20 protein-coding genes are annotated in these 20,904 nt (G+C 70.0%); 10 read left to right on the forward strand and 10 right to left on the reverse strand.

What is annotated here, in order from left to right; all coding sequences use genetic code 11:
* Nucleotides 1-137 precede the first annotated feature (137 nt).
* On the forward strand, nucleotides 138-1,148 hold the full coding sequence (locus ACTMTF_RS33690) for an AraC family transcriptional regulator (protein ID WP_441114299.1): 1,011 nt from the start codon (nucleotides 138-140) through the stop codon (nucleotides 1,146-1,148).
* Here ACTMTF_RS33690 and ACTMTF_RS33695 read toward each other — a convergent pair.
* From ACTMTF_RS33695 to ACTMTF_RS33720, 6 genes are all read right to left on the reverse strand, one after another.
* On the reverse strand, nucleotides 1,145-2,668 hold the full coding sequence (locus tag ACTMTF_RS33695; protein WP_441114300.1) for a nitrilase-related carbon-nitrogen hydrolase: 1,524 nt from the start codon (nucleotides 2,666-2,668) through the stop codon (nucleotides 1,145-1,147). The two genes, ACTMTF_RS33690 and ACTMTF_RS33695, sit on opposite strands and share 4 nt — an antisense overlap.
* 157 nt (nucleotides 2,669-2,825) lie before the next feature.
* Nucleotides 2,826-4,421 (reverse strand): ABC transporter substrate-binding protein, encoded by a 1,596-nt coding sequence (locus ACTMTF_RS33700; protein WP_441114301.1) that lies wholly within the window; start codon nucleotides 4,419-4,421, stop codon nucleotides 2,826-2,828.
* A 160-nt stretch (nucleotides 4,422-4,581) separates the two neighbouring features.
* Nucleotides 4,582-5,598, reverse strand: a complete 1,017-nt coding sequence (locus ACTMTF_RS33705; protein ID WP_441114302.1) for an ABC transporter permease — start codon at nucleotides 5,596-5,598, stop codon at nucleotides 4,582-4,584.
* On the reverse strand, nucleotides 5,595-6,554 hold the full coding sequence (locus tag ACTMTF_RS33710) for an ABC transporter permease (protein WP_441114303.1): 960 nt from the start codon (nucleotides 6,552-6,554) through the stop codon (nucleotides 5,595-5,597). Before ACTMTF_RS33710 ends, ACTMTF_RS33705 begins: the two co-directional genes overlap by 4 nt.
* The gene (locus tag ACTMTF_RS33715; protein ID WP_441114304.1) at nucleotides 6,551-7,564 is read right to left on the reverse strand and encodes an ABC transporter ATP-binding protein; all 1,014 of its coding nucleotides are present in this window, start codon (nucleotides 7,562-7,564) and stop codon (nucleotides 6,551-6,553) included. The genes ACTMTF_RS33710 and ACTMTF_RS33715 overlap by 4 nt, the downstream gene beginning before the upstream one ends.
* A 4-nt stretch (nucleotides 7,565-7,568) precedes the next feature.
* Entirely contained in the window at nucleotides 7,569-8,597 is a 1,029-nt protein-coding gene (locus tag ACTMTF_RS33720) for an ABC transporter ATP-binding protein (RefSeq protein WP_441114305.1), read from the reverse strand.
* A gap of 21 nt (nucleotides 8,598-8,618) precedes the next feature.
* On the opposite strand from ACTMTF_RS33720, the gene ACTMTF_RS33725 reads away from it, so the two are divergent.
* Entirely contained in the window at nucleotides 8,619-8,789 is a 171-nt protein-coding gene (locus tag ACTMTF_RS33725; RefSeq protein ID WP_397011069.1) for a hypothetical protein, read from the forward strand.
* A 159-nt stretch (nucleotides 8,790-8,948) separates the two neighbouring features.
* Here ACTMTF_RS33725 and ACTMTF_RS33730 read toward each other — a convergent pair whose 3' ends face one another.
* Nucleotides 8,949-9,953, reverse strand: coding sequence for an amidohydrolase family protein (locus ACTMTF_RS33730; protein ID WP_441114306.1), 1,005 nt, complete (start codon nucleotides 9,951-9,953; stop codon nucleotides 8,949-8,951).
* Nucleotides 9,954-9,989: 36 nt separating this feature from the next.
* Nucleotides 9,990-11,105, reverse strand: a complete 1,116-nt coding sequence (locus tag ACTMTF_RS33735) for a zinc-binding dehydrogenase (protein ID WP_397011073.1) — start codon at nucleotides 11,103-11,105, stop codon at nucleotides 9,990-9,992.
* A gap of 366 nt (nucleotides 11,106-11,471) precedes the next feature.
* Here ACTMTF_RS33735 and ACTMTF_RS33740 point away from each other — a divergent pair, with 366 nt between their 5' ends.
* Both ACTMTF_RS33740 and ACTMTF_RS33745 read left to right on the forward strand, forming a co-directional pair.
* Entirely contained in the window at nucleotides 11,472-12,761 is a 1,290-nt protein-coding gene (locus tag ACTMTF_RS33740; protein WP_441114307.1) for a phenylacetate--CoA ligase family protein, read from the forward strand.
* A gap of 36 nt (nucleotides 12,762-12,797) precedes the next feature.
* Nucleotides 12,798-13,637: an SDR family NAD(P)-dependent oxidoreductase gene (locus tag ACTMTF_RS33745; protein ID WP_441114308.1), complete on the forward strand. Its 840-nt coding sequence runs from the start codon at nucleotides 12,798-12,800 to the stop codon at nucleotides 13,635-13,637.
* 56 nt (nucleotides 13,638-13,693) lie between these two features.
* Here the strand turns inward: ACTMTF_RS33745 and ACTMTF_RS33750 are convergent, their stop codons facing one another.
* Entirely contained in the window at nucleotides 13,694-14,578 is an 885-nt protein-coding gene (locus tag ACTMTF_RS33750) for an IclR family transcriptional regulator (protein WP_441114309.1), read from the reverse strand.
* A 335-nt stretch (nucleotides 14,579-14,913) separates the two neighbouring features.
* Here ACTMTF_RS33750 and ACTMTF_RS33755 point away from each other — a divergent pair, with 335 nt between their 5' ends.
* The 6 genes from ACTMTF_RS33755 (at nucleotide 14,914) to ACTMTF_RS33780 (ending at nucleotide 20,105) form a co-directional block, all read left to right on the forward strand.
* Nucleotides 14,914-15,138 (forward strand): hypothetical protein, encoded by a 225-nt coding sequence (locus tag ACTMTF_RS33755; RefSeq protein WP_397011081.1) that lies wholly within the window; start codon nucleotides 14,914-14,916, stop codon nucleotides 15,136-15,138.
* A 31-nt stretch (nucleotides 15,139-15,169) separates the two neighbouring features.
* A complete protein-coding gene (locus ACTMTF_RS33760) occupies nucleotides 15,170-15,709 on the forward strand; it encodes a UGSC family (seleno)protein (RefSeq protein ID WP_397011083.1) in 540 nt (179 codons plus the stop codon).
* On the forward strand, nucleotides 15,706-16,803 hold the full coding sequence (locus ACTMTF_RS33765; protein WP_441114310.1) for a hypothetical protein: 1,098 nt from the start codon (nucleotides 15,706-15,708) through the stop codon (nucleotides 16,801-16,803). The genes ACTMTF_RS33760 and ACTMTF_RS33765 overlap by 4 nt, the downstream gene beginning before the upstream one ends.
* A gap of 5 nt (nucleotides 16,804-16,808) precedes the next feature.
* Nucleotides 16,809-17,648 (forward strand): SDR family NAD(P)-dependent oxidoreductase, encoded by an 840-nt coding sequence (locus tag ACTMTF_RS33770; protein WP_441114311.1) that lies wholly within the window; start codon nucleotides 16,809-16,811, stop codon nucleotides 17,646-17,648.
* A 151-nt stretch (nucleotides 17,649-17,799) separates the two neighbouring features.
* A complete protein-coding gene (locus ACTMTF_RS33775) occupies nucleotides 17,800-19,119 on the forward strand; it encodes an MFS transporter (RefSeq protein ID WP_441114312.1) in 1,320 nt (439 codons plus the stop codon).
* A gap of 110 nt (nucleotides 19,120-19,229) precedes the next feature.
* A complete protein-coding gene (locus ACTMTF_RS33780; RefSeq protein ID WP_441114313.1) occupies nucleotides 19,230-20,105 on the forward strand; it encodes an amidohydrolase family protein in 876 nt (291 codons plus the stop codon).
* Between the two features lie 43 nt (nucleotides 20,106-20,148).
* On the opposite strand, the gene ACTMTF_RS33785 is transcribed toward ACTMTF_RS33780, so the two are convergent.
* Complete coding sequence (locus ACTMTF_RS33785; protein ID WP_441114314.1) at nucleotides 20,149-20,850, reverse strand: TetR/AcrR family transcriptional regulator; 702 nt, start codon at nucleotides 20,848-20,850, stop codon at nucleotides 20,149-20,151.
* Nucleotides 20,851-20,904 lie beyond the last annotated feature (54 nt).

The following is a 20,904-nucleotide window of genomic DNA, read 5'->3' on the forward strand; positions in this document are numbered from 1 at the left end:
GATCGGCAAGGTCTACACCTACACCTGCTGGGCCGGCAAGTTCGACAACTGCGGCAAGAAGTACCGCATCTACTAGTCAGGCGTGCCGCGAGAGGACGGGCGTCTGCTAGCGTCGCCAGCACGGCAAGGAGTGCTTTATGTCCGAGTGCGGCGTTGCGATCCAGTTCGTCCGATCGGCCATCGTCTCCACGGAGACAGCGGGGACCGACGTCCGGCGCGAGATGCGCGACCTGCCGCTGTGGCCCGAGCTGACCAGTCCCGGCGTGACCCGGCTCGGCTGCGAGCAGACGGTCGCGGTGATGCGGGTCCTGGTGCGGCTCACCGGCGACGAGTTGCTCCGCCTCGGGCCCCGGCCGGTGCCCCAGGGCACCTTCCGCATGATCTCGCTGGGCCTGATCCACGCGCCTGACCTGCGGGCCGCGCTCGACCGGCTGGTCACGTTCGCGTCGATCACCACCGGCTACACACGCAGCCGCCTCGTGGTCGACGGCGACACCTGCCGGATCGAGATCGCCGCCGAGCCGGCCGACGAGGTGCGGCCACTCGCCGTCGAGCTCATGCTCACCTTCGTCCATCGCTTCTCGGCCTGGCTGGTGGGACAGCGGCTCCCGCTGACGGGGCTGGACATGCCCTTCGCCGAGCCCGACTACAGCGCCGAGTACACGTCGATCTTCGGCAGGCAGCCGTCCTTCGACGCGCCGGTGGCGTCGATCAGCTTCCCCGCCCGGCTGCTGAGCGCCCCGGTCGTGCGGGAGGAGCCGGAGCTGATCAGCTACATCAGCAGGTCGCCGAGCGACCTGATCAACCAGCGCGACTACGGCACGACGACCGCCGACCGGGTGCGCAAGGTGCTCGAACGCGGCGACCTGACCCACAGGGAGCGGGCCGACCAGGTGGCGGCCCGGCTGTCGATCAGCGTCCAGCACATGCGCCGCCTCCTGCGGCAGGAGGGCACCTCGTTCCAGCACGTGCGGGAGGAGGTGCTCCGCGACCTCGCCGTGGACGGCCTGCGGCACGGCAGGGAGTCCATCGACGAGATCTCGTACCGGCTCGGGTTCTCCGAGCCCAGCGCGTTCCGGCGGGCCTTCACGCGCTGGGTCGGCAGCCCGCCGGGCGAGTACCGACACTCCCTGACGAGCGGGGGCTAGCCGCTCCGGCGGGCGCCCCGCTCGCGCACCGCCAGGCCGATCGCGACGACGGTCCCGGCCATGCACAGCCAGGCGAACGTGTCACCGATCACGCGGTAGACGGTGGCGGCGCCGCGCGTGGGCACATCGGAGTACACGACGTGCTGGTCCGTGCCCCCGTGATCGTGTGCGGCGAGCGTCCGGCCCTGCTGGTCGAACGCGCCCGACACGCCGAACTCCCCCTGCCGGATCATCGCGTACCCGTTCTCGATCGAGCGCGACTGCGCCTTCTGGCTGTGCACCGGGCCGATCTCGGCCCAGTCGCGGGCGGGCACGATCATGATGTCGGCGTCCACCCGCATCAGCTCGGGGAAGTCGGCGTCGAAGCAGATCACCGTGGCCAGCCGTCCGTACGGTGTCCGCGCGACCGGCACCACGCCGTCGCCTCCTGGGTAGAACTCCAGGCCGGGGATCGGGTGCGTCTTGTTGTAGACCCACACCTGCTCGCCGGACGGGTCGAAGAGGTAGACGCGGTTGGCCGAGTACGGCGCCTGCGGCAGGTAGAGGTTCACGGCGGCCTGGAGGTAGATCCGGCTCTCCCTGGCGACGGCGGCGACCTGGCCGAGGAACGCCGGCTCGTCGGCGAGCAGCACGTTGGCCGCCTGCTCCGACCACATCACGATCTTCGCGCCCGCCTGCGCGGCCTCCCGGGTGCGGGTCAGCACATTGGCGTTGACCTTGCCGAAGGCCGCCCGCACCGCCGCCTGGTCCCGTTCCGCCATCTGCTGCGGGGTGACGTCCGCGCCGATCGCGCCGCGCAGCTCGCTGGTGACGGAGGTGTCCGGGCTGATGCCCGCGACCCGCACCCGGTCGCCGTCCGGCGCGAAGAACGCCAGCCGGGCCCCGCCCGCCAGCAGCAGCGCCAGGAGCACGGCGGCGAAGGAGCCGACCACCCTGCCCGCCCTGCGCGGGTTCGCCCAGAAGTGGTTCACGACCGTGGCGAACCAGCCGATGAGGAATCCCACGCCGTAGGGGCCGGTCACGGCCACCACCTGCAGCAACGCGAGACTGCCGTGCTGGGTCGCGGCCGGCACGCCGAACGCGGTGCCGAACGGGCTGATGAGCGTCATCGCGAACTCGCAGGCCGCGAGCGCCGCCGGGAACAGCAGCAGGCCCACCAGCGTGCGCGCCCCCGGCGTGACCAGCCGGTCCGCCACGTAGGGCAGCACGGTCAGGGTGCCCAGCCCGATGATCCCCACCACCGTGATCGGCGTCATCGGCACGGCGGTCTCGACCATCCAGAACACGCCCGCCAGCGCGGAGGCCACCCACACCAGCAGCAGTCCGCTGACCGCCGGGCCGGTCCTGACGAACCTCAGCAGGAAGACGGGCGACAGCCAGGCCGCCACTGCGATGTCGAAGCGGCCGTGCACGGCGAACAGCCAGAGCACCGTGCCCACGCCCAGCCACGCCCAGCGCCACCTGTCCCCGTCCGGCGCCGCCGGCGTCACGCTCGGTGGAGCGACCGTCTGTGTGTCCATCTCGACCTTCCCTGCCGTCGATGCTTCCAGTCGGACGCTAACGGCGGCGTGACCTGGGAGGCTGTGACCCGGACTCTCCTGTTCCATGACCGAGGCGCGCACGACGAACGGCGGCCACCGGGAGGACCCCGGTGGCCGCCGCTTCGGACTGGATGGCCTACGACTCGTTCAGCCACATGTCCGCGAGTCGCTTGCCCTGGTAGATCGGGCTCTCGTACAGACCCTGCACGCGGGCGTTGGTGATGCCGTAGTCGAACTTCTGGATCGGGTAGAGCACCTGGACGATCTCGGTCTCCATCCGCGTCTGCATCGTGCGGTAGATCTCGTTGCGCTTGTCCTCGTCCTGCTCGGCGCGCGACTCCGCGAGCAGCTTGTACAGCTCGGGGTCGTCGATCGAGGTGTAGTTCTCCAGCGAGTCCTTCTCGAAGTCACGCCACACCTGGTCGGGCAGGTGCACGCCGCGCAGCGCCTTGGCCATCGGGAAGTCGTGGCTACGGCGCCGGTCGATGCCCGTGGCCGGGTCGACCATCTCGAGCTCCATCTTGATGCCGACCTTGGCCAGGTCCTCCTGCATCCACTGCGCCTCGCGGACGTCCTCGTCGTCGACGCGCTGCACCATGAGCTTCGTCTCGAACCCGTTCGGCAGGCCCGCCTCCGCCAGCAGCTTCTTGGCGTTCTCGGGGTCGTACGGCCGGAGCTTCAGGACTTCGTCGCGGGTCAGCGCCGCGGCGCTGGTGTCAGGCCGCACCAGTGAGGTCAGGTTGAACTTGCCGCGGATGTTCTCGCCCATCCCGACCCAGTCGATGGCCTGCGCGACGGCCTGCCTCACCTTCAGGTCGTCGAACGGCTCGACCTTGGGGTTGATGAAGAAGCTGACCGGGGCGCCGGGCGTCTCGGCGACCTTGAGGCCCTGCTCGGCGAGCTGCTTGGCCACGTTCTGGTCGCTGGTGGTGCCGAAGTCCAGGCGGCCGCTGCGCAGCGCGGCGGTGACGGCCGCGACGTCCGACATGATCGGGCGCTTGATCACGTCCACGTACGGCTTGCCCTTGACGTAGTAGTCAGGGTTCTTCTTGAACACCCACTCCACGTCGGGAGTGTGCTTGTCGAGCATGAACGGGCCGGTCCCGATCGCCTGGGTGGCCAGGTCGAACTTGCCCTCGACGCCCTCCCTGGGAAGGATCATGTTGAAGTGGTAGGCGAGGTAGTCCAGCATCGGAGCGTACGGCTCCTTCAGCTTGAACACGACCGTGTGGTCGTCCGTCGCCTTGATGCTGGTGACCGGCTCGATCATCCACTGGTGCACCCGTGTCGCCTTCTTCAGGGCCTCGAAGGTGGCCACCACGTCGTCGGCGACGAACGCGCGCCCGTTCACCGGCGCGATGTTGTGCCAGCGCACGTCCTTGCGCAGCTTGAAGGTGTAGGTCTTGCCGTCCTCGGAGACCTCCCAGGACTCGGCGAGATCGGGCACCAGCTCCCACGTCTTCACGTCGGGCCCGGTCTTGATGTCCAGCAGCTTGCCGTAGACGGATCCCGAAAGGAGCGTGTTCAACGTCGGGTCACTGCTGATCAGCGGGTTCAGCCCGTTGGTGATCTCCGAGGGGAGGTGGAGCACGGCCGTGCCGCCCGGCTTGGGGGCGCCGACCGGAGCCGCCGCACCCTTGTCGGTGCTGCCCCCGGTGTCGCCACCGCCGCCACAACCGGTCAGGGCCAGCGCCGCGACGAGTGCTGCTGCCAGCAGCGGACGGCGCTTCACGCTGACTCCCGGACGGAAATCGCCACGGGGTGGATCGCCTTGGTCAAGGCGGTCAGTCCCTTCCCTGAGCTTCTCATGCTCCTGCCTCCAATAGATCAGCGCTTCAGCGCGGGGGGTCCGGGGGCACGGCCGGGAATCGGCCTACCGGGTATGTCAGTGACTAGTTCTTCTCAGTGGCGCGGGACAGGCTCGGGGCCAGGCGGGACAGCATGCGCCGGCCCCACCACAGCCCGGTGACCCGGTCGACGACCCGCCGCTGCAGGCGTGGGTCGAGATGGTCACGCAGCGCGTCGCCGAGCAGGTTGAAGCTGAAGACGGCGATGGACAGCGCGATGGAGGGGACGATGATCAGCCAGGGGGCGCGTTCGACATAGCGCACCCCTTCGGAGAGCATCAGGCCCCAGGACGGGGTGGGCGGCGGCGCGCCGATGCCGAGGAAGCTCAGCGCCGACTCCGCGATGATCACGCCGGCGAAGATCAGGCTGCCCAGGGTCAGCACCGAGGCCAGCAGGTTGGGCAGCACATGGAGAGCCAGGATGCGTGGCGCGTGCGCGCCGGTCGCCCTGGCGGCCTCGACGTAGGGCTCCTGGCGGACCCGCAGCGTCTCGGCGCGGGCGATCCGGTTGAACGAGGGTGTGATCACCACGGTCAGCGCGATGATCGTGTTGCGCACCGACGGCCCGAGGATCACCGCGATGAACAGCAGCAGCACGATGCCGGGGACGGCCTGCACGGCGTCCATCAGCCGCTGCACCACCACGTCCAGGGCGCGGCCGAAGTAGCCCGAGATCACGCCGATCGTGGTGCCCAGCACCAGGCTGACGCTCGTGGTCACGACACCGATGATCAACGACGTCTGGGCGCCGTAGATGGTCCGGCTCAGCACGTCGCGGCCGAGGTCGTCGGTGCCGAACAGGTACGTGCCGGACGGCGGCTCCAGGATGTCCCGGCGGAACTGCTCCACCGGATCGTACGGGGCCACCAGGGGCGCGAACACCGCCACGAACACGAAGAAGCAGATCAGCAGCAACGCGGCGGCGCCCAGCGGCTGGGAGCGCACGAACGTGCGCAGGGCCTTGAGCACCTGCCGCACGCCGACCCGGCGCGGCGGCCGGGGCGGCTTCGGCGCGGATCGCACGGCCGGCGCCTCATCCGTCAATGTCTGCTTCTGGGTCACGACAGCGCCTTCCCGGAGCGGATCCGCGGATCGACCAGCGCGTACAGCAGGTCGATCAGAATGATCGTGATGATGAACAGGCCGGCGTAGAAGATCGTGCAGGCCACCACCACCGGATAGTCCCGGTCGAGCACCGCCTGGTAGATGAGCTGTCCGGTGCCGGGGAGCGAGAACATCCGCTCGATGATCACCGTGCCGCCGAGCACGGTGGCCAGCTCCAGCCCGAGCAGCGTGAGCACCGCGATCGTCGAGTTGCGCAGCGCGTGCTTGGCGATCACGACCCGCTCACGGACGCCCTTGGCGCGCACGGTGCGGATGTAGTCAGACCCCAGCGACTCCAGCATCGACGACCGGGTCAGCCGGGCCACCGAGGCCATGCCCCCGGTGCCGAGCGCGATGACCGGGATCGCGATCTGCTGGGCCCAGCTGACGAAGTCCTCGCCCGGCCCGGTGTAGACGATCGGCGGCGACCACGCGAACCAGATCGCGAGCCCCGTCAGCACCAGCAGGGCGACCACGAAGTTCGGCACCGACAGGAAGGCCACCGCGAACAGCCGCAGGGCGCCGTCCACCATGGAGCCCCTGGTCGCCGCGGCGATGACGCCGACCACGAGCCCGAGCACCGCGCCGAGCAGCATCGCCATCAGGCCGAGCTGCACGGTCACCGGGATCCTGGCCAGGAACAGGTCGACCACGGACTCCCCGCTGTAGAACGACGTGCCCAGGTCTCCCTGCACGGCGTTGCCGAGCCAGGTCCACAACTGCACCCAGACCGGGTCGTCCAGCCCGAACTCCGCGCGCAGCGCGTCGGCTTCCGCCTTGCTCACCCCGGTGTCCTGCAACTGCAGGCTCACCGCGTCGCCGGGGACCAGCCGCATGATCACGAACACGAACACCGTGACCAGGAACATGACCACCGCGCCGAACCCCAGCCTGCGCAGGGTGTAGCCGATCATCGCTCGCTCACTTCCCGTTCGGCGTCGAACAGGTGGCAGGCCACCGTGCGGCCGGTCGAAATTCGGTGCATGGTGGGCGCGTCCTCTCGGCACCGCTGCATCGCTTGCGGACAACGGGGGTGGAACCGGCACCCCGGCGGGGGGTTGCTCGGGCTGGCGGGCTCGCCCCGCGGGATCGAGCGGCGACCACGGCCGTCGGCCAGCTCGGGCGCGAACTCGGGCACGGCGGAGACGAGCATCTTGGTGTACGGGTGCCGCGGGTCGGCGAACAGCTCGTCGCCGTCGCCCCGCTCCACGATCTCGCCGAGGTACATGACGCAGACCTCGTCGGCCATGTACCGCACGACGTTGAGATCGTGCGCGATGAACAGGTAGGACAGCCCGAGGTCGGCTTGCAGCTCCTTGAGCAGGTTCAGCACCTGGGCCTGCACCGACACGTCGAGCGCGGAGACGGCCTCGTCGCAGACGATCAGGTCCGGGTCGGTGGCGAGCGCCCGCGCGATGCCGAGGCGCTGTGCCTGCCCGCCGGAGAACTGGTGGGAGAACTTGTACAGGTCGCCCGAGCTGAGACCGACCCGCTCCAGCAGCTCGACCACCCGGTCGGCCTTGTCCTTGCCCTTGGCGATCCCGTGCACGGTGAGCGGCTCGCCGACCGCGCTCAGCACCCGCATCCGGGGGTTCAGCGAACCGAGCGGGTCCTGGAACACGATCTGCATCCGCCGCCGCAGCGCCCGCATCTCGCCCCGCGAGGCGCGCAGCAGGTCGACGCCGTCGAAGCTCACCTCGCCGGAGGTGGGGTCGAGCAGCCGCAGGGCCAGCCGGGCGACGGTGGACTTCCCGGAGCCGGACTCCCCCACCAGCCCCACGGTGCGTCCGCGCGGGATCTTCAGCGAGACGCCGTTGACCGCCTGCACCACGGTCCGCCGCGACCGGAACTGCTTGACCAGGTCACGCGCCTCGAACAGCGGGGTCGCCTGCTCGTCCGAGACCTCGGCAGACGCCACTGACACTTCGCTACCCGACACGGTGCACCTCTTCGACGGTCGCCGCGGACGAGTCCGAGGGCTCGGTGTCATGCGTCCAGCACCGGCTCGCCCGCGTCTCTCCCAGCTGGTACAGCCGGGGCGCGTCCACCGAGCACCGGTCGTGCACCGAGGGGCAGCGAGGGTGGAACCGGCATCCCGAGGGCACCGCCGCCGGTGTCGGCACATTGCCCGCGATGGCCGGCATCGGCTTGTCCCGCGGCGTCGCCGGCGTCGGAATCGAATCGATCAAAGCCTTGGTGTACGGGTTCCGCGGGTCGCGTAGCACGTCCTCCACCGGTCCGTGCTCCACCACCTGCCCCGCGTACATGACCACGACACGGTCGGCCATCTCGGCCACCACCGCCATGTCGTGGGTGATGAGCAGCAACGCCGTGCCGTGGTCGCGCTGCATGGTGCGCAGCAGCTCCAGGATCTGTGCCTCGACCGTCACGTCCAGCGCCGTCGTGGGCTCGTCGGCGATGAGCAGCGCCGGCTCACAGGTCAGCGCGATCGCCACCATCACCCGCTGCTGCTGGCCGCCGGAGAGCTCGTGCGGATAGGCCCGCACCCGCCGTTCCGGGTCCGGCAGCCCAACCTCCCGCAGCAACTCGACGGCACGAACCCGGGCGGCGCGACGCGACATCGGCCGATGCACGCGCAGCGCCTCGATCAGTTGGTCACCGATCGTGAACAGCGGGTCCAGCGAGCTCATCGGGTTCTGGAAGATCATCGCGATCTCGGCGCCGCGCAGCTTCCGCAGCTTCTCCCGATCGGCCCCGACGAGCTCGTCGCCGCGCAGCAGCACCGAGCCCGACGAGATCTTGCCCGAGCCGAGCAGTCCGAGCAGCGCGAGCGACGACACGCTCTTCCCGGAGCCGGACTCGCCCACCACCGCGACCGTCTCACCGGCCGAGACCGTGAACGACACACCGGCGACGGCGTTCACCGGGCCGGTAGGAGTGGGAAATTGGACGTATAGATCATTCACTTCGAGCAGCGGTGGGGACGGCACCGTCATCGCTCCTTCGTCATCGGGGAGTTGCTGGGGAAGGCGGTCCGCCTGTTCCAGGCCGGCATGGGTGCGAGGAACGAGTGCGCGTTCATCGCCGTGTTCGGCGGCGATCTGACGACCAGCCCGCCGAGCTCGTGCGCGTACCGGGCCGGTGGGCCCGGCGGCGCGCGGCGTATCGCCGCACCTCATCGGGTGTGATTCCTGTCACGCCACTATGCGCTGCGGGTATGGGGGCCGCCATATCCCTTTCGCCCTGCGAAAAGCTTTCGGAGGGCCGTCATCTGGTTGTTGCGGGGCTGTGATGGTGGATCCCCCTCGGTGCGGGTGCCCGCCGCGCCAAGGGGGATGTCGCAGGGGCTAGCCGGGCGGGTCGATGCCCAGGTAGCGGTAGGCGTTGTGCCAGGTGATGTCGGTCAGCACGGCCTCGGGCAGGTCGAGGGAGCGCAGCGTACGGCCTGCCGGTTCCTCGCGCTCCATGGCCGGGTAGTCGGAGCCGACCAGCAGGCGGTCGTGGCCGAGCAGGTCGATCAGGTACGTCAGGGCGCGCCGGTCGAAGACCATCGAGTCGTAGTAGAAGCGACGGGCGTAGTCCAGCGGTGACGGGCCTTCGGTGTGGGCGATGGCCTTGTCCGGGATCGGCGGCTCCTCGTTCCAGGTGCCGCCCCAGAAGTACTGCGCGCGCGGCACCATGAGCGGGAATCCGCCTGCCGCGTGGCTGAAGGAGATGCGCAGGTTGGGGCACTTCTCCGCGGTGCCGCCGGTGATCATCGAAGCCGCGGCGAGCGCGCCTTCGAGGCCCACGACGTACGTGCCCATCGCCGAGCGGGGCAGCCGGTCGGTCGGGGACGGCAGGGCGTGCACGAAGATCGGCATGTCCAGCCGCTCGGCCTCGACGAAGAACGGCAGGAAGCGCTCGTCGCCGATGGAGACGCCCGCGATGTTCGAGGCGATCTCCACGCCGATCAGGCCCGACTCACGCATCGCCGCCAGTTCGGCGGTCGCCGCTTCGGGGTCCTGCATGGGCACGATGCCGAAGCCGATGAGCCGCTTGGGGTCGGTGGCGCACAGCGTCGTGGTGAACTCGTTGACGTGCCGCGCCAGCGACAGGCCGTCGGCGGCCGGCAGGTCGTAGCGCAGCAGCGGCGGCATCGGGGTGATCACCTCGGTGGTCACCCCGGAGGCGTCCAGCGCCTCGATCCGGCGCTCGGCGTTGAAGAACACGTCCCGGGCGCGGAACCGCGAGGCGCCGAACAGGTGCAGGCGAGCGGTGTCGCCGTCGATCGGCTCCATGCGCGGGAAACACTCGGGGGCGTCTTCCGGATAGTCATGGGGAAGCAGGTGGGCGTGGGCGTCGACAAGCATTTCGAACCTCCCGGGTCGATGCTCAGGAGATGGGCCTCAGGAGTTGGGGTGGACGGAGACGTGCACGCCGGCCTCGCCCGGCACGTCGCCGCCGAGGACCTCGATCGCGCGAGCGGTGTCGTCCAGCCCGAAGGAGTGGGTGTGCAGCTTCTCCAGGGGGTAGCGGCGTGACTCGATGATGCCGATCGCCGCCTTGTAGGCGCGGCTGTCCACACCGAACGCGCCGACGACCGTCAGCCCGCGGTTGATGATCAGGTCGGTGCGCAGCGGGATCTCCCGCTGGCCCTTGAGCCCGGCCAGCACCACCCGGCCGCTGTGCCGGGTGGACAGCAGGGCGTCGGTGATCGGCCCGCCGGCCATCGGGGTGAGCTCCAGCGCGACGTCGGCCATCTCGCCGCCGGTGATCTCGCGGACCCGCTCGACGGTGTCCTCGGCCTGCTCGCCGTCGACCACGAGGGTGTGGTCGGCGCCGAACTCGCGGGCCAGGGCGAGCTTGTGCGCGTCCGCCTCCAGACCGGTGACGATGATCGTGCCGGCGCCCGCCGCCCGCGCCGCGATGACCGCGCCCAGGCCGCGCTGCCCGGCGCCGAGGACCAGCACGGTGTCGCCGAGCCCGATCTCGCCCAGGTGCACGCCCCAGCGGACGCCGGCGCCCAGCGGGTTGAACATCGAGGCGACCTCGGCCGGCAGCGTCCGGTCGATGGGGTGCAGGATCGTGTTGGGGGACAGGTACATCAGCTCGGCGAACCCGCCCCACAGCGACGGGGCCACGTCGGTGGCCGCCACGCCGTGCCCCGGCTGCCGGTTGGGGCACGCCTGATAGCGGCCGGCCAGGCACGTCTTACAGGCGTGGCACGGGATGATGACCTCCACGGCCACCCGGTCGCCGGGCTTGACGCCCCACCGGGCCGCGGCCCGCTCCCCGACCTCCTCGATGATGCCCATCGGCTCGTGGCCGGGCACGAACGGCTTGGGGTCCTCCCGGGCCATCGACCCGATGTGCCCCCTGTAGATCTCGACGTCACTGCCGCAGATGCCGTTGGCCTCGACACGCATCAGGCCGTCATCGGGGCCGATCTCCGGCCGGGGGAACTCGCGTATCTCGATCTTGTGAGGGGCGACCTGGACAGCCGCACGTACCGTGTCTGCCATGAAAAGGCGGGCCTCTCTCCTGGTGGTGGCCGTGCGCCGGGGCGGCGGCGGCACGCCATGTCTCGCTTGGCTGCCAGGATGTCGGCGAGGTCAGACGAATGCGACGAGGATTTCACTCAGCGGAAACCAATCACCGCGCCGTGTCCTGTACGTGACCGCCGGGAGCCCTTCCACCGGGCGGCGGCGCACGGCATTTGCTTTCCGCGACGCGAAAGTCAGCTGGTCTGTCAGCCGGGCCGCTGGGCATAGTGAAGCACCGCAGCTAACCGCCATGAGGCACGGCCTCGGGAGTCTCCTTATGCGCTGCGGCCGCCATCATGGCCGCTTCCGAGCATTGGCAACCCCATTCCCCCGGAAGGACAATACGTGATCACACCCGGCTTCGTCGCGGCTGAGGACCGTAACGCCGTCACCGCGATGCTCCGCACGCAGCTCGCCGGGCTGCCCGCGCGTTCTCCCTTCTACGCCGGCCTGTTCGCCGAGCACGGGACCGATCCGACGGCACTGGTGTCCTTGGACGACATGCGCAAACTGCCCTTCACGGACAAGCAGATGCTGCGCGACTCCCAGGCGGCCACGCCGCCGCTCGGTGGCCACGCGGGCGTGGACATGGTCGACGTGATCCGCGTCCACGCCTCCACCGGCACCACCGGCAAGCCCAGCTGGGTGGGAGTGACCCGGCGCGACTCCGACGCGTGGACCGAGATGGTCTCCCGGGCCTTCATGACCATGGGCGCGACCCGCGAGGACATCGTGCTGCACGGCGCGGGCCTGACGCTGTTCGTGGGCGGGCTGCCGATCCGCGACGCGCTGGAGCGCATCGGCTGCACGATGGTCCCGGTCGGCACCGGAGCGTCGGAGAAGGCCGTACAGGCGCTGGAGAGCCTCGGCGTCACCGCGCTGCACGCCACCCCCTCCTACATCCGCTACCTGGCCGAGTACGTGCGCAAGCTGGGGCGCGACCCCCGGGAGTTCGGCATCCGCAAGATCTTCGTCGGCGGGGAGCCCGGCGGCGGCGAGCCCGCCTTCCAGCGGCACATGCAGGAGGCCTGGGGCGCGCAGGTCACCGAGGGCCTCGGCAACGCGGACATGGCGCCGGTGCTGTTCGCCGAGCCTCCGGGCGCCGGCGGCATGCGCTTCACCGGTGGCCGGCACGTGCTGGTGGAGCTGATCGACCCGGAGACGGGCGAGCCGCTCGTGCCCGAGCCGGGCGTCTCCGGCGAGCTCGTCTACACCTCGGTGGACCGTGAGTGCTGCCCGCTCGTCCGCTTCCGCACCCGCGACCGGGTGCTCGTCACCGGGCTCGCCGACGACGGCGCACCGCTCATCCGCTGCGTGGGGCGTACTGACGACATGCTGATCCTGCGGGGCGTGAACGTGTTCCCCACGGCGATCCGCGATCTGGTGCAGACGCTGCACCCGCGTACCAACGGCGTGGTGCAGATCGTGCTGCCGAGCCCCGGCCCGAGCGTGGAGCCGCCGCTGCGGGTGGAGGTCGAGGTCGGCGAGGAGCCCGGCGACCAGGACGGGCTGCGTCACGAGATCGAGGACCTGATCCGGGCCAGGCTGACGGTCCGCGCCTCGGTCGCCATCGTCCCGCCCGGCTCTCTGGAGCGCAGCGAGATGAAGTCCCGCCTGACCCGAATCTCCAGCTGACCTCACTTGTACCGCTACACCAGGATGGAGCAGGTAATGTCCGACGACCCGATGATCGATCCCTTCGCCGAAGCAGGCCCGCAGTGGATGGCCGGGCGCACCGCGCTCGTCACCGGAGGCGGCCAGAGCACCTCGTTCCCCGGTGTCGGATACGCCTTCTGCCGGGTGCTGGCCAGGCACGGCGCCCGGATCGCCGTCCTCGACCGGGACGTGGAGGCCGCCGAGCGGACCGTCAAGATGATCGCCGACGAGGGCGGCGAGGCGATCGCGGTGATCGCCGACGTGACCTCGGACCGGTCCTGCGCGGACGCCGTCGCCGAGGTGGTCGACCGCTTCGGCACCCTCGACACGCTGGTCAACAGCGTCGCGGCCGGCGGCAGGAACGGGATCTTCGACGTCACCCCGGACGAGTACGACAAGCTCATGAACATCAATCTCAAGTCGGCGTGGCAGGTCACCCGGCACTCCGTCCCGGTGATGCCGCGCGGCAGCTCGATCCTGAACATCTCGTCGGTCGGCGTCTCCAGGCGCGGCCCCGCCCTGGTCTACTGCATCGCCAAGGCCGGGATGGAGAACATGACCGAGGGCGCGGCCACCACCCTCGGGCCGCAGGGCATCCGGGTCAACTGCATCCAGGTCGGCGCGATCTGGGGGGCGTTCGCCGCGCGGGGCAGCATGCCGGAGTCGATGCGCGAGACCCGCCGCCTGGGCACCTCGCTGAAGACCGAGGGCACGTCCTGGGACATCGCGCATGCCGGGCTGTTCCTGCTGAGCGACCGCGCCCGGTGGGTCTCCGGGCAGATCGTCGCCGTGGACGGCGGCCCGCCGCACCGCTACGACATGGAGCCGGTCACCTCGGTCCCCATGGGCGAGTAAGCGAACGCACGCGTGCGGCGCGGGCCCTCATCGGACCCGCGCCGTCGGCGTCCCGGTCAGGCCACCCCGCCGGCCACCCGTGGGGTCTGACGTGCCGTCGGGGCGGTGTACTTGACCTCGCGCGCCTGCCAGTGCGCCGGCGGGCGCTGCCCCGCGGGTTCGGCCACGGCCGACGGCGCGCCGAGGGCACGGGAGATGCTGCGGGCGGTCGCCGCCAGCGCCGGCACCAGGGAGTGCGGCGTGATCGACGCGCTCGGCACGGTGATGCCCACGGCGGCCACGACGCGATCCCGCGGGCCGCGGATCGGCACGGCGACGGCCATCACGTCGTAGGTGAGCTGGCTCTCCATGATGGCCACGCTCGACTTGCGCACCTCGGCCAGGAAGTGCCGCAGCGCGTCAGGGTCGGTCAGGGTGTTCACGGTGTACTGGCGCAGTTTCGAGGAGAGCACCTCCTCCTGGAACTCCTGGGAGGAGTTGGCCAGCAGCACCAGCCCGGTGCAGGTCGCGTGCATGGGCCAGCGCCCGCCGAGCCTGCTCGGCACCGGAACGGTGTCCCGGGCCCGGAGCGACTCGACGTAGATCACGTCATGCCCTTCGGGCACCGCCAGATGGATGTTGCCATGGGTGGCGTGCTGCAGGTCATGCAGGAACGGGAGCGCGATCTCGCGAAGCTGGCCGCCCTGGGGCGCGAGCGTGCCGAGCTCCAGGATGCGCAGGCCGATGCTGTACTTGCCGTCGCTGTGCCGGGACAGCGCGCCCCAGCAGCGGAGCTCGTTGAGTAGTCGGTGGGTCGTGCTGAGGGTGAGACCGGTTCTGCGGCTGATCTCACTGAGGGACAGCGCCAGGTTCTCGGTGTCGAAGACCCCGAGGATCGAGAGAACGCGCTGGGCCGATGTCAGGCGATGGGGTTCCAGAGACTTGTCTGCCAGGACAGTCACTATTCACCTGCCCGTCGTTTTTCGTGACCTGAGTTACATGGGCGTTAACCAGGCTACACAAACGGACAGTCTTTCAATAGTAGCCCAAACCGGCTGAAAAAGCCTTCCGCTCTGCGGAAGTCAGCCTTCCCTTCCGGGAAGCTACCAGGGCACGCACGCGAATTGTTAGTAGCCCTTCCGCCTCACGAAAGACCTGGTTCATTCGTCTGAACCACGTTTTACATTGCTCTGAGCAGGGTCGTAGTGGCCCCCCGGCCCGCCCAACGGCCGCTCTCGCGGGCCCGTCCCGCGCGAGTCCCCCGCGGACCGCCGGTCACGATGTGAGTGAGGCGAAGATGCGAGACGAAGCACGCCTGGAGCAGATGCGGTCCACGCTGGCCGTCGATGGCTACCACCTGAGCGTCGAGGAACGCGGCACCGGATTCGACGTGCGGATCGCCGCCGACCCCGAGAGCTGCGCCGACTGCCTGGTCCCCAAGACCGTGATGGTGAGCATGCTGGAGCCGATCCTCGGCGTGGCCGCCGACGGCATCCGGCTCTCCTATCCCAGCGACGTCTGACCCCGGCGACGGGGATGAGAAGAGGTGTGTGATGTTCGATCGAATCCTTGACCCGACCGGCCTGTCGGCAGGTCCCGTAAGTGTGGCGACGTCGGCGAGACGAGTGCCGACCCTGGCCGGCGCCCGGGTGGGTCTGCTGTGCAACACCAAGAAGAACGCCGCCCAGATGCTGACCGAGATCGGCAAGGTGCTGGAGGCCCGGTACGGCGCGGTGGTGACGATCCAGCGCACCAAGCCGAACGTCGCCTGGCCGGTGGACGAGCCGATGCTGAACGAGATCAAGGCGGTCAGCGACGTGGTGGTCGCCGGGGTCGGCGACTGCGGATCGTGCAGCGCCTCGGCGGCGGCCGACGGCATCGCGTTCGAGCGCGCGGGCCTGCCGACGGCGGTGATCTGCAGCGACGCCTTCGAGGTGACGGCGCGGGCGATGGCCGAGGTGCACGGCGACAAGGACTTCGAGTTCCTGCTGACGCCGCACCCGGTCGCGGTGCTGACCGAGGCGCAGGTCGCCCAGCGCGCCGAGGACCTGGCCGCCGTCGTGGCCGAGCGGCTGTGCGAGGCCGCTCGATGACCACGGTCGACGACACGGCGAGCCAGGCGCCCATGGAGGTCACCGACGCCCTGGACGCCGCGCACAAGTCCATCGAGTACATGTACGAGCGAGGCTGGACCGACGGCCTGCCCGTCGTGCCGTCGACGCGCGAGCTCGTCGACCGGTTCCTCGCCACCACCTCCCGGCCCGCCGACGAGGTCATCGGCCAGCTCGAGCATCTCAAGAGGCAGGTGTCGGTCGAGCTGGCCGCCGTCAACGCGGTCATGGCCGGCTGCAAGCCGGAGTACTTCCCGGTGGTGCTGGCCGCCTGGGACGCGCTGATGGCGGAGCGCTCCACGGTGGGCGGCGGCTGGCAGAGCACCAGCGGCCCCGCGCCGCTGATCGTGGTCAACGGTCCGGTACGCGGGCGCCTCGGCTTCAACAGCACCGGCGGGGTGTTCGGCCCCGGATTCCGGGCGAACGCCACCGTGGCCAGGGCGATCGGGCTGATCGTCCGCAACGCGCTCGGCGTGGTGCCGCACGTGCTGGAGCAGGCGACCCAGGGTATTCCCGGACGCTGGGCGATGTGCATCGCCGAGAACGAGGAAGAGAGCCCGTGGGAGCCGTTCTCGGTGGACGGCGGCGTGGCCGCCGGCTCCGACGCGGTGTCCACCACGCTGCTCAGGACCAGCGAGTTCGTCGACAACCGGAACACCGACGATCCCGAGCTGCTGCTGGGCGACTTCGCCGACACCATCTCGCGCACCGGCAGCTGGCTGTTCAAGCACGCGAGCGCGGGCGTGGTGTTCTGCCCCGAGCACGCGCAGCTGCTGGCCAAGGCCGGGATGAGCAAGGATGACGTGCGCACCTGGCTGCTGGAGCGGTGCGGGCGGCCGAAGGCCGACCTGGCGCGGGCCGGCAAGGCCGTCCGGGCGGGGAACATCGGGGCCGTGCGCGACGACACCGACACCGGGGACTTCGACCGGTTCTTCGCCGACGACTCACCCAAGAACCTGCCGATCATCGTGGCCGGCGCCCGTAACGCGGGCATCTCCATGGTCGTCCGGGTCTTCTCCAACTGGGCCGGCATCGCCGCCCGCATCGAGCCGCCGCTCGACCGCGCCGAAGGATAGCGACCATGCCCGATGACCCGCTGATCGACCCCTTCGCCGACGCCGGACCGCGGTGGATGGCCGGTCGGACCGCGCTCGTCACCGGAGCCGGCCAGAACGGCGAGCTGCCGGGGGTCGGCTACGCCATCAGCCGGGTCCTGGCCGCGCAGGGGGCGCGGGTCGCGGTGCTCGACCGCGACGCGGCGGCCGCCGAGCGCACCGTGAAGTCCATCGTCGCGGCCGGCGGCGAAGCCATCGCCGTGGTCGCCGACGTGACCTCCGACCGAGCCTGCGCCGAGGCCGTCGCCGAGGTGGTGGGGCACCTGGGCGTGCTCGACGCGCTGGTGAACAACGTCGCGTCGGGCGACCCCGCCGGCCTGTTCGAGGTGACTCCCGAACGGTTCGACGAGCTGATGGCGGTCAACCTCGGCTCGGCCTGGCAGGTCACCCGGCACGCCGTCCCCGTGCTGCCGCGCGGCAGCTCGATCGTGAACATCTCCTCGGTGGCCGTGGTGGCGCGCGGGCCGGGGATGGTCTACTCCGTCGCCAAGGCGGGGCTGGAGAACATGACCGACGGCGCGGCCACCACCCTCGGGCCGCAGGGCATTCGGGTCAACTGCGTGCGAGTGGGCATGATCTGGGGCGCGTTCGCCGCGGCGAACATGCCCGAAGAACGGCGCGAGCCGCGGCGTGAGAGCACCGCGCTGAAGACCGAGGGCACCGCCTGGGACATCGCCCACGCGACGTTGTTCCTGCTCAGCGACCGGGCCAGGTGGATCTCCGGACACACCCTGACCGTCGAGGGCGGGCCGCCCCGCCAGGTGGCGCCCATCGCGGGCCCGATCGCCCGCAACCGCGACATATGACGTAGGCCGGGCACCGCAGAAGACCCAAGACTAGGAGGCGTTGGCCAAACTACGTTCCGAAAGTAAATCCGTAACGTTCCTTACAAGATCAGCAAATGTGAGATCCCCCGGCTCAAGTACATTCACCCCCCCGCTCTGAGGAGCACTATCCATGGCCAACAACGGCACGACGAAAGCCTCATCGACCAAGGGCATCTTCGCCGCCAGTTTCATCGGCACCTCGATCGAGTGGTACGACTACTTCATCTTCGGCACCGCCGCCGCGATCGTGTTCCCCAGACTGTTCTTCCCGGACGCCTCCCCCGAGGTCGCCACCCTCTCGTCCCTGTCGGCGTTCGCCGCCGGGTTCCTGGTCCGCCCCATCGGCGCCGCGGTCATCGGCCACTTCGGGGACCGGATCGGCCGCAAGTCGATGCTGGTCATGACCCTGCTCCTGACCGGTGGAGCCACGTTCGCCATCGGGTTGCTGCCCACGTACGCCGCCATCGGCTTCGGCGCCCCGATGCTGCTGGTGGCGCTCCGCCTCGTCCAAGGCTTCGGCGTGGCCGGCGAGTGGGGCGGCGCGCTGCTCATCTCCACCGAGAGCGCCACCCCGGGCCGCCGGGCCTTCTTCGGCAGCTTCGCCCAGTTCGGTGTGCCGATCGGCGTGCTGACCTCGAACCTGGCGTTCCTCTTCGTCGCCGGCATGAGCGACGAGGACTTCTTCTCCTACGGCTGGCGCATCCCCTTCCTGCTGAGCGCGCTGCTGGTCATCGTCGGCTTCGTCATCCGCGTCCGGCTGTCGGAGTCGCGCGAGTTCCAGCAGGTGAAGGCCAAGAAGGCGATCAACAAGGTGCCCTTCAGGGAGTTGCTCCGCAACCACCCGCGCAACCTCATCCTGGCCAGCCTGGCCGCGATCGCACCGCCCGCGATCGGCTACGCGGTGACCGTGTACATGCTGTCCTACGGCACCCAGGTCGGCTACACCCGTAACGCGCTGCTCGCGATCATTCTGGCCTCCACGTCGGTGTGGATCCTCGCGATCGTCGTCTCCGCGCTGCTGTCCGACCGCTACAACCCCAAGCTGCTCTACGCCATCGGCGCGGTCACCGCGGTGATCTGGCCGTTCCCGATGTTCGCCCTGGTCAACACCGGCACCATCGGCGGGGCGGTGGTCGCCTTCCTGATCGCCGCGATCGTGCAGGGCATCATGGCCGGCGCGCAGGGCGGCCTGTTCACCGAGCTGTTCGAGACCAAGGTCCGCTACAGCGGCATCTCCATCGCCTACGCGATCGGCGCCACCGTCTCCGGTGCCATCACCCCGGCGTTCCCCGCCCTCTACCTGTCGACCGGCTCGTCCAACGCGGTCGCCGCCCTCATCACCGGGCTGGGCGTGGTGAGCCTCATCGCGGTGCTCGGCGTCAAGCGGGTCGTCCCGCCGACGCCGGAGCCCGAGGAGCCGGCCGTGGTGCCCGTGACGACCGAGCCCTAGTATCCCCATCACGCCCGCGCGGGCCGAGGTGCGCCCCGGCCCGTGCGGCACCGTACCCCTAACCGATCCACGGCGCAGGCCGTGGCGAGACACACAGGAGGCCCGAGCTCGTGGCAGATCCCGTCATGAACGTCGCAGACCTGGTCGCGATCGACGTGCACACCCACGCCGAGGTCTCCCGGGACGGGAAGGGGTCGCTGAGCCCCGAGCTGTTCGGCGCGTCCGCCAAGTACTTCAAGGAGCACCCGAAGCCGACCATCGCGGAGATGGCCGCCTACTACCGGGAGCGGCGGATGGCCGCGGTGGTGTTCACCGTGGACGCCGAGCAGGCCACCGGCCACGCCCCCATCCCGAACGACGAGATCGCCGAGGACTGCGCCGAGCACGCCGACGTGCTGATCCCGTTCGCCAGCATCGACCCGTGGAAGGGCAGGGCGGGCGCGCGCGAGGCGCGCAGGCTCGTCGAGCAGTACGGTGTGCGCGGCTTCAAGTTCCACCCGAGCATCCAGGGCATGGCGCCCAACGACCGCGCCGCCTACCCGCTGTACGAGGCCATCGAGGAGCTCGGGGTGCCGGCGCTGTTCCACACCGGCCAGACGGGCATCGGCGCGGGCGTCCCCGGCGGCGGCGGGATCCGGCTGAAGTACTCCAACCCCATGCTGCTCGACGACGTGGCGGTGGACTTCCCCGAGCTGCGGATCATCCTCGCCCACCCGTCGTTCCCCTGGCAGGACGAGGCGCTGTCGGTCGCCACCCACAAGCCGTACGTCTACATCGACCTGTCCGGATGGTCGCCCAAGTACTTCCCGCCGCAGCTCGTGCAGTACGCCAACACGCTGCTCAAGGACAAGGTGCTCTTCGGCTCCGACTTCCCGGTGATCACCCCGGACCGCTGGATGGCCGACTTCGACAAGCTGGAGATCAAGCCGGAGGTCCGCCCCAAGATCCTCAAGGACAACGCGGCCCGCCTCCTGGGACTCGTCTAGATCGGTCGGGTATGGGCCGCGGCTCCCGCTGACCAGGGCGGGCCTACCCTCGCCGGTCAGCGAGCCGGGCGAGGAGTTCGAGGAGGATGGCGCGCTCCCCCGCCGTGAGCGGGGCGTCGGGGGTCTGCGCCAGGAGTCCGCGCAGCGTCCCGGCCTGTGCGGGCAGGCCGTCGGCCTCCGTGCGGGGCCGGGCGACCAGTACGGCGTCGATCACGGCGTCGAGGACCCGCTCGGACAGCCCCTCGATGCCGGGCGCGTCCGCATCGGTGATCAGAAGGATCGTGGTGCCGACCGTGGCGGCGTGAATCGTCTGGACGGCCTCCTCGACGGGCATCCGCAGCAGCCCGGCCTCGGCGATCCGCGTGACGATGCCGTGCAGAATGCGCGCCCCTTCCGCGGCGGCGGGGTGCTGCTCCTGCCGCGCTCCGCCGTACATCAGCCGGTAGAAGGCGGGGTGGCGGAGCCCGAACTCCACGTGCCCGCGCCAGCCCCGGCGCAGGTCCTCCACCGGGTCGGCGGTCGGGCGGCGGCGGCGTTTCTCCGCGAGATAGCGCTCGAACCCGTCCGTGACGACCGCGTCCATCAGGCCGTTCTTGTCGCCGAAGTGGTGGTAGACGGTCGGCGCGGTGACGCCTGCGGCCGCGCAGATCTCCCGGATCGAGGTGCCCTCGATGCCGGACTCGGCGATCAGGTCCGCCGCGGAGTCGAGGATGCGCTGACGAGTCTGGGTTTCGTACGTTTCCATATAACGCCATTATAGCCATGGCTTGACACCGTTATAAAGGGGCTTGTAACGTCG

Source organism: Nonomuraea sp. ZG12 (assembly GCF_052068115.1).
Classification (GTDB): domain Bacteria; phylum Actinomycetota; class Actinomycetes; order Streptosporangiales; family Streptosporangiaceae; genus Nonomuraea.